General features: G+C 75.2%; 11 protein-coding genes. 5 read left to right on the top strand and 6 right to left on the bottom strand.

The window, feature by feature from the left end:
* From BLS21_RS11810 to BLS21_RS11820, 3 genes are all read left to right on the top strand, one after another.
* A partial coding sequence (locus BLS21_RS11810) for an RHO alpha subunit C-terminal catalytic domain-containing protein (protein WP_281241932.1) occupies nt 1–710 on the top strand: 710 nt, incomplete at its 5' end.
* 243 nt (nt 711–953) lie between these two features.
* Nucleotides 954–1,481 carry a universal stress protein gene (locus BLS21_RS11815; protein WP_091218185.1) on the top strand — a complete coding sequence of 176 codons (528 nt, stop codon included), beginning with the start codon at nt 954–956 and terminating at the stop codon, nt 1,479–1,481.
* Nucleotides 1,482–1,585: 104 nt separating this feature from the next.
* Nucleotides 1,586–2,326: an alanyl-tRNA editing protein gene (locus BLS21_RS11820; RefSeq protein ID WP_091218188.1), complete on the top strand. Its 741-nt coding sequence runs from the start codon at nt 1,586–1,588 to the stop codon at nt 2,324–2,326.
* 208 nt (nt 2,327–2,534) lie between these two features.
* Here BLS21_RS11820 and BLS21_RS26330 read toward each other — a convergent pair whose 3' ends face one another.
* Nucleotides 2,535–2,762 (bottom strand): hypothetical protein, encoded by a 228-nt coding sequence (locus tag BLS21_RS26330; RefSeq protein WP_342705719.1) that lies wholly within the window; start codon nt 2,760–2,762, stop codon nt 2,535–2,537.
* On the opposite strand from BLS21_RS26330, the gene BLS21_RS11825 reads away from it, so the two are divergent.
* Complete coding sequence (locus BLS21_RS11825) at nt 2,725–3,798, top strand: HNH endonuclease signature motif containing protein (RefSeq protein WP_342705718.1); 1,074 nt, start codon at nt 2,725–2,727, stop codon at nt 3,796–3,798. The two genes, BLS21_RS26330 and BLS21_RS11825, sit on opposite strands and share 38 nt — an antisense overlap.
* A 307-nt stretch (nt 3,799–4,105) precedes the next feature.
* Here the strand turns inward: BLS21_RS11825 and BLS21_RS11830 are convergent, their stop codons facing one another.
* Nucleotides 4,106–4,873 (bottom strand): hypothetical protein, encoded by a 768-nt coding sequence (locus BLS21_RS11830; RefSeq protein ID WP_091218191.1) that lies wholly within the window; start codon nt 4,871–4,873, stop codon nt 4,106–4,108.
* A gap of 478 nt (nt 4,874–5,351) precedes the next feature.
* On the opposite strand from BLS21_RS11830, the gene BLS21_RS25560 reads away from it, so the two are divergent.
* A complete protein-coding gene (locus BLS21_RS25560; protein ID WP_245700334.1) occupies nt 5,352–6,011 on the top strand; it encodes an excalibur calcium-binding domain-containing protein in 660 nt (219 codons plus the stop codon).
* Nucleotides 6,012–6,057: 46 nt separating this feature from the next.
* Here the strand turns inward: BLS21_RS25560 and BLS21_RS11845 are convergent, their stop codons facing one another.
* From BLS21_RS11845 to BLS21_RS11865, 4 genes are all read right to left on the bottom strand, one after another.
* Nucleotides 6,058–7,128, bottom strand: coding sequence for a PDDEXK family nuclease (locus tag BLS21_RS11845; protein WP_091218194.1), 1,071 nt, complete (start codon nt 7,126–7,128; stop codon nt 6,058–6,060).
* Nucleotides 7,125–8,162 (bottom strand): glutathione S-transferase family protein, encoded by a 1,038-nt coding sequence (locus tag BLS21_RS11850; protein ID WP_091218198.1) that lies wholly within the window; start codon nt 8,160–8,162, stop codon nt 7,125–7,127. Before BLS21_RS11850 ends, BLS21_RS11845 begins: the two co-directional genes overlap by 4 nt.
* A 36-nt stretch (nt 8,163–8,198) precedes the next feature.
* Nucleotides 8,199–8,624 (bottom strand): DUF1810 domain-containing protein, encoded by a 426-nt coding sequence (locus tag BLS21_RS11855; RefSeq protein ID WP_091218201.1) that lies wholly within the window; start codon nt 8,622–8,624, stop codon nt 8,199–8,201.
* A 784-nt stretch (nt 8,625–9,408) separates the two neighbouring features.
* Nucleotides 9,409–11,289 carry a S9 family peptidase gene (locus BLS21_RS11865; RefSeq protein WP_091218208.1) on the bottom strand — a complete coding sequence of 627 codons (1,881 nt, stop codon included), beginning with the start codon at nt 11,287–11,289 and terminating at the stop codon, nt 9,409–9,411.
* Between the last annotated feature and the right edge of the window lie 387 nt (nt 11,290–11,676).

An 11,676-nucleotide genomic window follows, 5' to 3' on the forward strand; every position in this document is an offset into this window, starting at 1 on the left:
GGGAGTGGCTCGGCTACGCCTGGGTGTGCCTGGCCGAGCAGCCGCCGTCGTTCGAGGACGACGTCATGGGCGCCATCGCCGAGCGCCTCGGGAGCCGGGAGTCCATCGACGGCTACGAGCTGGACGCGCTCACCGTGGGCCGCCGCATCACCTACGACGTGCAGGCCAACTGGAAGCTCATCATCGAGAACTTCATGGAGTGCTACCACTGCGCGACCATCCACCCCGAGCTCACCGAGGTGCTGCCGGAGTTCGCCGACGGCTACGCCGCGCAGTTCTTCGTCGGGCACGGCGCGGAGTTCGGCGCCGACGTGCAGGGCTTCACCGTCGACGGCGGCGAGGGCTTCGACAAGCTCCCCGGCGTCGACGAGGACCACGACCGCCGCTACTACGCCATCACCGTGCGGCCGACGGTCTTCGTCAACCTGGTGCCCGACCACGTGATCTTCCACCGGATGTTCCCGGTGTCGGAGAGCCGGACGATCGTGGAGTGCGACTGGCTGTACACCCGCGAGGTGGTGGAGTCCGGCAAGGACGTGTCCCGGTCGGTGGAGCTGTTCCACCGGGTCAACGAGCAGGACTTCGAGGCCTGCGAGCGGACCCAGCCGGCCATGTCCTCGCGGGCCTACGCCCACGGCGGGGTCCTGGTCCCCTCCGAGCACCACATCGGGGAGTTCCACCACTGGCTGACCCAGCGCCTGGCCGACTGAGAAAACACCACCTTTCCCCGTTCCCGCTGTCAGCCGGCTCGGGGTGGGATCGGACGAGGCCACGTGGGGCCGGGAGGACGCTCGTCATCCCGGCCCCACGTGGCTGTCGACGATCCAGCCCGGCCACGGTCGGCTGCACCCGTCCGAACGGGATGGGCGTCCTGCTCGCGGGCGGGTCGACGGTCGTGGACGACCTGGCCCCGGCCACGCGAGGTGGCGTCGCGACGACGATAGGTTGCGTCCATGACCGAGCAGATCGACACCGAGCAGATCGACGTGGAGTTCGATGACGAGGGCGTGACCCGGGTGGCCGACGTCCCAGGCGGGGTCCTGGTCGGGCACGACGGGTCGGCGTGCGCTCAGGAGGCGCTGCAGTGGGCCGCGCGCCTGGCCGCTCGCGCCGGCTTCCCGCTGCACGTGCTGCGCGCCTGGAAGATCACCACGGCCCCGCAGCCGGCGACGTGGGCGCCGGGCTACATCCCCCCGTTCGAGGACTTCGAGCAGGCGGTGCGGGCCGACCTGGAGGCCGACGTGGCCGCCGCCCGCCTGGACCCCGGGCTGTCGGTGACCTGCCACGCCACCCACGGCACCGCCGTGCGCGGGCTGATCGAGTCGGCGGTGCGCGCCGACCTCCTCGTGGTCGGCGCCCGCGGCCGCGGCGGCTTCACCGGGTTGCTGCTCGGCTCGGTGAGCGACCAGGTCGTGCGCCACGCCCCCTGCCCGGTCACGGTCGTCCGGACCGGTACCGGAGCGGCCCACGCCGAAGCCTGACCACCCGGGGACGGGCCGGGGCGGAGGGGTGGCGTGGGGTCGCCGTACCGGGCCCGGGCCGCCGACGGTGGCCGCCGTCCGCCTGGAACGGGCAGCATGCCGGTGTGACCACCGCCGGCGACCACCACGGGCACACCCACCGTCTCGACCTGACCGACGCCAGCGTCCGGGAGTGGGACGCGACGGTCGTCGCGGCCGATCCCGAGCAGGGCATCGTCCTCGACCGCAGCGCCTTCTACCCGGGCGGCGGGGGGCAGCCGCCGGACGAGGGCGTGCTGCTGTGGGGCGGCGTCCGCACCCGCATCGCCGGCACCCGCAAGGGCGACGAGCTGTACCTGATCCCGGTGGAGGGCGACCCGGTGCCGCCCCCGGGCACCGCCGTCCGCGGGGCGCTGGACGACGAGCGGCGGACGGCGCTGATGCGGACGCACTCGGGCCTGCACGTGCTCACCGGCGTCGTCCTGCGCGACTTCGGCGCGAAGGTCACCGGGGGCAACATGGAGCCGCTGACCGCGCGCATGGACTTCGACCTGGCCGAGGTGCCGGCCGACTTCAAGGACCGCGTGGCCGAGGCGGTCAACGCCGAGATCGCCGCGGACCGGCGCATCGAGGTGCGCACGCTGCCGCGTGCGGAGGCCTACGCGATCCCCGACCTGATCCGGACGGCGACCGACCTGCTGCCGCCCGACATCGAGGAGGTCCGGATCGTCGACATCGTCGGCCTGGACCTGCAGGCCGACGGTGGCACGCACGTGGCCTCGACGGCGATGGTCGGCCGGGTCGAGGTGGTCAAGATGGAGAACAAGGGCCGCGGGTTCCGACGGCTGCGCATCCGAATCGTGTGACGACGAGCTGTGCCGCAGCGACCAGTGGACGGGGGGCGCCCAGTGGACGGGGGGCGCCCAGTGGACGGGGGGCGCCCAGTGGACGGGGGGCGCCCAGTGGGATCCCGCCGGGGAGCGTCCCCGGGTGCTGAGGATGTCAAGGGACTCGCCACATCTGTGGACAGGCGGCTGAGCTGGGGATTCGTGCTGCGGCGGCGTTCTTGACGCGCTAGACTTCGAACACTTGATCGATCCGGTGGGAGGTGTCGTGGACGACCTGATGGCCGCGCTCGACGCCCTGGCCGCCGAGGACCTGGCACCGTTGTTCGGCCCGGCGCTGCTGGAGCGGCTGCGGCCCGCTGCTGGCCGCGCAGAACCGGCTCGCCGCCGAGGTCGCCCGCACGGTGCGGAAGGCCGAGGTGTCCGGTGCCGCGGAGGTCGACGGGCTGAGGTCCATGGCCTCCTGGCTGCGCGGGCACGGTCACCTGGCGGTCGCGGAGGCCGCCCGGGTGGTGCGCACCGGCCGGGCGCTGGCGCACCTGCCGGGCCTGGCCGCCGCGTGCGCCGCCGGGCAGGTGACCGGTGAGCAGGCCGGGGTGATCGCCCGGGTGGCCGAGCCCGAGGCGCTCGCGCTGGCCGCTGGGCAGGACGTCGACCTGGCCGTGGTCGACCGACTGCTCACCGGCGTGGCGTGCGAGCGGCCGCACGCCGACGTGGCCAAGGCGGTGGCCCACTACCTGGACCGGCTGGATGAGGACGGTCCCGAGCCCGATCCGACCGAGGGCCGCCGGCTGGTGCTGGCCAAGCAGGCGGATGGGAGCGTCAGCGGCCGGTTCGACCTGGACGCGGTGGGCGGGGAGAGGCTGCAGGCGGCGCTGGAGTCCCTGGTGCAGGCCGGCCGGGCCGCCGAGGAGCGGACCCGGGCGCAGCGGCTGGCCGATGCGCTGGTGCAGCTGTGCGACAACCAGCTGGCCGCCGGGTCGCTGCCGACGCTGCGCGGGCACAAGCCGCAGGTCGTCGTGACGGTCGGCATCGAGGACCTGGTCGACCCGGCCACCAGTCGCGGCGCGGCCAAGACCGGCTTTGGGGCGGCCATCTCCGCGGCGCGGGCCCGCTGGCTGGCCTGCGACGGGCAGGTGACCCGGATCGTGCTGGGCCCCGGCGGGGTGCCGCTGGAGCACGGCCGCACGGTGCGGCTGTTCCCCGCCCACGTGCGCCGGGCCGCCGAGGTGCGCGACGGCGGGTGCGTGTTCGCCGGCTGTGCGGCGCCGACCTGGTGGTGCGACGTCCACCACCTGCTGGCCTGGGTCGACGGCGGAGAGACGAACCTGGCCAACGCCGCGCTGCTGTGCGAGCGGCACCACACCCAGGTCCACCACGGCTTCCGCGTCGAGCGCCGACCCGACGGCCGATGGCGCACCTGGCGACCCGACGGCACCGAGATCCGCACCGGACCCCAGCGCACCGGCCCACCCCTGGCCACCGCCGCCTGACCGCCACCCACTCCAGCCGGTAGCCGACCGACGCCCACCCCCGGGCACCGGTCGGCTGCCGGCTGCCCGCGCGCAGGCGATCACGGTCAGCGCCCGTCGAGGTGGCGCCGGGCGCCGTCCCCACGGAGGAGTGGCGGGCCTCGTGCTGGCTGCCCTGTCGCTCCCGTGCCGGGACCACTTCCAGGGCACCACGACGAGCAACCCGCCGCCGCGGTCGACCCGGGTGCCGCACGCCCGAGCCGCCCTGCTCGCCGTCTCCGTCGGCACCGGGGGCGGCATGGGCGGTCCGGGATCCTGGACGCACGGGTCAGGCCGAGAGCGCCGTCCACTCCGCGGTCTGCCTGCCGAGGGCGACGGCGTGCGCCAGCCGGAGGCTGCCGCTGAGCCAGACCAGGACGTCGTGCAGCCTCAGCCGGGTGAGCGGGACGCCCCCGGTCGCGGTCAGCAGTCCGGACGCCGCGGTCTCGAGCGCACCGAAGGCCTCGGCGTTGGCCAGCAGTTCCCGGTGCACGACCGCCTCCAGCCCGCTGTCGCCCTCCTCGACGTGGGGCAGCAACTGGCGGCGGGTGGTGCTGCCGACCAGCGGCACGAGGTCCGGACGCCGGTGGTGCAGCGCCGCGGAGAGGTGGTCGCGGTGCAGTCCGGGACCGTGCCGGCCGATGCTCCGCAGACCGGCGCCGACCGTGCCCGGCTCCTCCAGCACCGACAGCTCCCCGGGCGGGAGCTCCCAGAACGCCCGACCGTCCGCCCGCACCGCCACGGCGTCGGCCAGCGGGCCGGCCTCGTCGAGCGCGGAGCGGACCGCGGCCCAGCCCGCCGGGTCCAGGCGGCCGTGCAGCCCTTCGGCGACGAGGACGTCGTCGTCGCCCAACGGTCCGGCGACCCGCGGGCGGCAGTCGAAGCGCTCGTAGCCGAAGGCCGGGACCCGCACCCACCGACCCTCCGGGTGGCCCGGGGAGCGGAACCACAGCGCCCGCCGTCCCCGCGCGTATCCGAGCACCGCCGCGAGCGCGGTGTCCCAGGGCACCGCGTCAGGTCCGACGCTGGGCAGGGACAGGGGCGGACCGTCAGCCACCTCCCCAGCCTGCTCGACGCCGAGCCGGGCCGCGGCATCGAGGGACCCGCGCGCCGGCGTTGCGGGCGGCGCGGTCGTGCGGACGGTCCGGCGCCCGTGGCACCTCGTCCACCGGCATGACCACCGGCAGCGTGGTGCCGTCCTCGTGCAGCCACGACAGCCAGAGGCTGCGGGCGGCGAGGACCGGTGGGTCGAGCAGGTCGGCCCAGCGCTGCGTGAGCTCGGCGGCCGAGCGGACGGGGACCTGGGCGAGCGGGGAGTCGTCACGTCTGGGACCTCGCCGCGGCCACCGCCGGTGCGGTCCGCCGTCCACAGGACGACGCCCGTCCACACGACCGTCGACGCCGCACGCCCGGCTCTGCCAGCGGCTCACGCAGCTCACTCGCACCAGCCGACGCAGCTCCGGTCAGCAGGCACACCGAGGGTCGGGCGCGCACGTACGGTGCCGTTGCACGTCCGATGACGGGGGACAGCGATGATGCCGACCGACCCGAACCACCAGAGCCCGATGCCGCCCTGGCAGGCCACGCAGACCATGCAGCTACCGCTCCAGCCGCCCGCCGAGCAATCAGCCGGCAAGCGGCGGAGGTGGCTGCTGTGGGTGATCCCTCTGGTGGCCTTCCTGTTCGGCATCGGCGTCGGTGGGGCGAGCAACGGGGCCGACGTGACCACCACGCCGCAGTACCAGTCGCTGCAGGCGGAGCTGGACACCGCGCAGGACGAGGCCGGTGAGCTCAGCGACGAGGTGGCCGACGCCCAGGAGCGGGTGCGGCAGGCGGCCGCGGCGGCGCAGGCGCAGGTCGAGCAGCAGGACGCGGCGATCGGCGAGCGCACCACGGCGCTCGACCGGCGGGAGCAGGAACTCGCCGCGCGGGAGAGCGCCCTGCGCGCGGCCGAGCAGGCGGCCAGCAGCAGGAGCAGCGGCTCGTCGTCCGGCTCGTCGTCCTCGTCCTCCGGGTCGGTGTCGTCCGGCGCCGGCACCGCGTCGGTCGTCGAGCCCGAGCCGCAGGTCTCGGCCAGCGCCTCCTACGCCAACTGCTCCCAGGCGCGGGCCGCCGGCGCGGCTCCCGTCCGCGTCGGCGACCCTGGCTACGGCCGCCACCTCGACCGTGACGGTGACGGGGTCGGCTGCGAGTAGGCCACACGACGGGGCCGGTCCGGACGACGTCCGGGCCGGCCCCGCGTCAGTTCTCGGGCCCGCCGTCGTCGGGGACGACCTCGATGCCCGAGCCCGGTGCCAGGGCGGTGAGGGCGTCCATCACCTCGACGGTGCCGATGCCCCACGTCTTCGACAGCACCCACGTGCGCTCGCCGTCGAGGAGGGGCTGGTCGAGGAACCACCGCCCCAGGTTCTGCTCTGCCTTCAGGTAGCGGGAGACGAACGCGGCGGCGAGCTCGTCGCCGGTCAGCCGACCCTCGACGGGCAGGAACTTCGACCGCCGCATCACCCCGGCCATCGCCTCGGGCGCCACCCCGGCGGCGTGCAGCTGGTGCACGAGCAGCAGCAGCGCCCGCCGCTTGGGCAGGAACGCGCTGCTGCCCGACGGCCCGGTGACCGCGTACCGGGTCAGGTCGCGGCCGTCGCCGGACCCCGAGGCCGCCGCGCGCGTGGCCTCCTCGCGGCGGCGCAGCCCGACGGTGTACTCGGCGGCCTCCGGCAGCGGGATCAGCTGCTGCAGGTCGACCACCAGCCGCTCGCCCACCCGGTACGGCGTCATCCGGATGCAGGTGACGGCGAGGTCGTAGACGTCGTTGAGCCACAGCACGGTCGTGGTGATCTGGCTGTCGAACCCGGCCGACACCAGCACGATCCGCACCCGCCGCTCGAGCACGGCGTCCTCGCCGCCGACGTCCTCCAGCCACTCGCCGAGCACCTCGCGCGCCCGGTCGGCGTCGGGGGAGCCCACCGCCCGCAGGTGCCGCCCCAGCGTGGCCGCGAGCTGGTCGAAGGTCATCGCCGAGACCATCGCGGCGTACCGGAGCGCCTGCAGCTCCATGTGGCCGCCGTCCTCGGTGCGCTTGAGCTCGACGACGACCAGCTGCCCGGCGCGGTCGACGCACAGCAGGTCGATCCGCCGCTTGACGTCGAAGTCGCCGAACTCCTCGGCCACCACGAGCAGGTCGTCGCCGAGGACGTCGATGCGGTCCCGGATCGCCGCTTGCAGGTCCGCGCGCTCCCACACGCCCTCGGCCGCGAACGTCGTCGCCGGGACGGCGGTGAGGGCGCGGTCGGGCGTCAGCTCGAACAGGGTCACCGGTGGCCGAGGCCGCCGGGGCCGTGGTCGGCGGGCACGCGCTCGTCCTCGGGCGGCGGCCCGGGCGGCGTCCCGTCGCCGAAGGGCCGGCCGCCCAGCTCCTCGCGGCCGTGCGGGGTCAGCCAGTTCGACGTGTCCGGGCCCTGCGGGATGACCTGGGTCGGGTTGATGTCGGCGTGGACGACGTAGTAGTGCTCCTTGATCTGCGGGAAGTCGATCGTGTCGCCGAACCCCGGGGTCTGGAACAGGTCGCGCGCGTAGGCCCACAGCGCCGGCATCTCGGTCAGCTTCTGCCGGTTGGCCTTGAAGTGGCCGTGGTAGACGGGGTCGAAGCGGGCCAGCGTGGTGAACAGCCGGATGTCGGCCTCGGTGATCGACCCGCCCATCAGGTAGCGCTGCCCCGACAGCCGCTCCTCGAGCCAGTCCAGCGCCGTCCACAGCCGGTCGTACGCTCCGTCGTAGGCCCCCTGCGAGCCGGCGAAGCCGCACCGGTACACGCCGTTGTTGACCTCGGTGTAGACGCGCTGCATGACCTCGTCCATCTCGTCACGCAGCGCCTCGGGGTAGAGGTCGGGCGCGCCGTCGCGGTGGTACGCCGTCCACTCGGTGGAGAGGTCCAGGGTCATCTGCAGGAAGTCGTTGGTGACCACCTGCCTGGTGGGCACGTCGACCAGCGCGGGCACCGTGATGCCGCGGTCGTAGTGGGGGAAGCGGGCGAGGAAGGCCTCCTGCAGCCGCTCGTAGCCCAGCACCGGGTCGCGCCCGCCGGGGTCGAGGTCGAAGGTCCAGGACCGCTCGTCGTGGGTCGGCCCGCACATGCCCATGGAGATCACGTCCTCCAGGCCGAGCAGCCGGCGCACGATGACCGCGCGGTTCGCCCACGGGCAGGCCCGCGCGACGACGAGCCGGTAGCGCCCGGCCTCCACCGGCCACCCGCCGGCACCGTCGGCGGTGATCCGGTCGGGGATGTAGTTGGTGTCCCGGGTGAACTCCCCGGAGGTGACGTAGCCCGAGCCGCTGTTCTCTTCGCTCACCCGACCAGGGTGGTCGACTCCGCGCGGGTCCGCTCGTCAGAGCCGAGTGGTGGTCGCCTCGTCCCGCCGGCCGCCGTAGTAGCGCTCCAGCACCTCGCCGAACACCGGCTCGCCGGGCGCGGCGGCCTCGAAGAGCGTCATCGACGAGCGCAGCTTGAGCGCGTCCACCGATCCGAGCACCCGCTCCGGGTCGTCCCCGGGCAGCTCCAGCAGTGCCCGCGCGCTCTGGACCAGCCGCGGGCCCAGCACCGGGTGCGCCAGGTACGCCCGGGCCTCGTCCAGGCCGCTGACGGCGTACCGCTGCGCCATCGGGCTGTGCCCGAGCCCGGCCACCTGCGGGAACACGAACCACATCCAGTGACCGCGCTTGGCGCCGGCCCGCAGCTCGCGCAGCGCCTGCCCGTGCACGCCGCCGTCCTGGGCCCGGACGAACCGCTCCAGGTCGAACGGGTCCTCGCTCACCCGGGCAGGCTCCCGCCGCGCCGCCGTCCCGGGCAAGTCCGACTCGCTGGTCCGCCGCTCACAGAGCTGCCGGGCTGCGGCCGATCACGTGGGTGGACGGGGAGGTCCGTGGGCGGGCGCAGCAGCGACACGGTCGGCGTCCTCGACTTCCGCCACCAGCACCTCGGCCTGGCCCGAGCTGCTCACCACGGGCGACCAGCCGCACCCGTTCGGCCTGCGGCCGGGCAACGCCGCGACGGTCGACCTGCCCAGCGGCCCGGACGGCGCCACCCGCGCCTGCCTGCGCTGCGCGCCGGTGCTGACGACCGACGGGGACGTGCGGACGGCGCTGCTGGTGCGCGGCGCCGAGCCGGGGTCCGGGCTGACGCGGGTCTCGGCGCAGGCCCTGTCGGCCGACCCCGGGCCGCGCGCTCCGCGGTCCGCGGCATCCGCGCCGCCGCCGACCGGGAGGACGTCTTCCGCGGCCAGGTCCTCTCCCTCGACCAGGAGGCGTTCGGCCACGGGCAGACGCCGCTGCAGTTCACCGGCGGCCGCAGCTGGAGGCCGGTCAGCTGGTCCTGCCCGCGGGGGCGCTCGCCGAGATCGAGCGCCAGGTCGTGGACGTCGCCCGGCACGAGGAGCGGCTGCTGGCCGCCGGGCGGCGCTGTTCGCCGCCGAGCGCACCGACGACGGGGCTCTCGACGTCTCGGCCGCCGACCTGACCGCGGCGCTGGACGGGCTGCTCGACACCCGCAACGCGACGACCCGCACCCCGCTGGGCGCCGCGGACCGCGGCTGACCCGGGCTACGACCTGCGGGCGCCGTCCAGCGCGGCGGTGAGGAACCCCAGGATCGTGCGGATCAGCCGCTTGCGGGAGTGCGCCCGGCGGTAGTCGTGGCCCTCACCGGGCAGCTCCAGGTACTCGACCGGCCGGTCGAGCGCCCGCAGCGCCGCCACGATCTGGTGCGCCTCGCCGATCGGCACGTTGGTGTCGTGCTCGCCGTGCACCACCAGCAGCGGGACGTCGATGAGGTTGGCCGAGGCCAGCGGTGAGATGTCCTCGAGCAGCGCGCGGTCGCGCTCGGGGTGGCCGTACTTGGACACCGCCGCCGCGGCGATCCACGGCTCGCTGTCCCGGTAGAAGGTCACCAGGTCCGACATGCCGCAGACGTCCACGCCGGCGGCGAACACCCCCGGCGAGAAGGCCAGGGAGGCCAGCGTCAGGTAACCGCCGTAGGAGCGGCCGGTCACCGCGATCCGGTCCGGGTCGGCGACCCCGGCGGCGACGAGGTGGTCGGCCGCGGCGAGGACGTCGGCGAACGCCGCGTAGCGCCCGGTGAGGTCGTCGGCGTGCACGAACTCCCGCCCGAAGCCGGACGAGCCGCGGATGTTCGGTGCGAACACCGTGATGCCGGCGGCGGCCAGGGCCTGGTGCTGCGGCGCGAAGACCGGTCGCTCCTGCGCCTCCGGGCCGCCGTGCAGGTAGATCGCCACCGGCCCGGGCTCCTTGAGGTGACCCGGCGCCCGGTACAGCCAGCCGGTCAGCGGCAGCCCGTCACGCCCGGGGAAGGTCTCCAGCCGGGGGACGACGAGCCGCTGCCGGGGGAGGGGCGGCGCGGAGGTGACCCGGGTCCAGGCGTGCGTCGTGGTGTCCAGGTGCCACAGCTCCCGCGGGCGGGTGGGCCCCTGCACGCCGAGCACCACGCTGGAGCCGTCGCGGCTGAGGACCGGGTCGGCGGCGACCAGCCCGGGCAGCCCGGTGATCGGGGTGCGCCCACCCGTGGCGGTGTCCATCAGCTCCAGCTCGCTGCGGCCGGCGACGTTCCACACCAGCAGCAGCAGCCGGCCGGCGTCGTCGGCGTCGACGAACTCCAGCTCGGCGTCGTCGCGGGCGGCGAGGGTCCGCGGCTCGCCGCGCCAGCCGTTGGGGCCGAACGGGACGCCGATGAGCTGCCGGCGGGGCAGCCCCACGTCGGAGGCGAGGTACACGTAGACCGGCCCGGAGTGGTCCTCGGGCGCCGGGCGGATCAGCGCGACGTCGGTGGAGCCGGTCGCGCCGTGCGGCAGCACGCTGAGGGCCTCGTCGGTGAGCCGGTCGACGACGACGACGAACTGCTGCCCGCGCGAGCCGTCGCGGACGACGATGAAGCGCTCCTCCAGCGACACGTCCAGCACGTGGATCAGCTCGCCCTCGGCCAGCGGGTCGAGCCGGCCGGTCGCCGGATCGGCGAGGTAGCAGCACGTCGGCGCGCCCTCCGTCGCGCCCGGGAAGGTGACGACGAAGCGGTGCCCGCTGCGCGTCCAGGGCCCCAGCTCGGCGTGGGTCTCGGCGTCCCCGGCGACCCGGCGGGCGTCGGAGCCGTCCGGCCGCACCACCCACACCGCGGTCCGGACGCCGCCGTCGGTGGCCACCTCGACGGTCAGCCAGCCGCTGTCGGCGGCCCACCGCACCTTGGTCACCGGGTCGTCGGAGAGCTTGATGTGCCGCGCCGCGGGCTGCTGCCCGTCCAGCACGATGTCCTGGATGTAGACCTGCGGGACGCCGGAGCGGTCGCTGATGAACGCGGACCGCGCGGCGTCGGGGGTCATGTTGGGGCCCCAGCTGCCCCAGGCGTCGACCAGCGCGTCGCCCAGCGCGGCCGCCGTCTCCACCTGTGCCGGGGCCGCGGCCAGCTCCGTCGTCACCGTGACAGGTCCTCCACCTTCTGCAGCCACATCCCCAGCAGCGCCGGCTGCACCAGCGCGTCCGCCCCGAGCGTCGCGCGGATGGCGTCCGGCTCGCGCAGCATGCCCTGCACCGTCTCGGGCCGGGACGGGTTCAGTCCTCCGGCCGCCGGGTCGCCCCCCGTTCCCGTTGCCGCCCACGGTACGGCGCGCTCTGCGGCCGGCCGGCGTCGGCGGGCGCACGGGAGTCACTCCGGGCACACCGTGCACTGCTCTCCCCGGGATCAGGGCCGGAGGCTGCCGGGACCTCAGCGGTGGGCGCCGTCGCACCGGCCGGGCCGCCGCCGCGGCTCGGCCACCGACGACGCGCGGTGCAGCGCCCCGACGCGACGGCGCCCCCGGCCTCCG

The organism is Geodermatophilus siccatus (genome assembly GCF_900103785.1).
GTDB lineage: Bacteria > Actinomycetota > Actinomycetes > Mycobacteriales > Geodermatophilaceae > Geodermatophilus > Geodermatophilus siccatus.

What these genes read in the sequence shown, in the direction of transcription:
- BLS21_RS11815 (WP_091218185.1), top strand. Translation starts at nt 954, where the DNA reads ATGACCGAGCAGATCGACACCGAGCAGATCGACGTGGAGTTCGATGAC.
- BLS21_RS26330 (WP_342705719.1), bottom strand. Translation starts at nt 2,762, where the DNA reads ATGGACCTCAGCCCGTCGACCTCCGCGGCACCGGACACCTCGGCCTTC.
- BLS21_RS25560 (WP_245700334.1), top strand. Translation starts at nt 5,352, where the DNA reads ATGCCGACCGACCCGAACCACCAGAGCCCGATGCCGCCCTGGCAGGCC.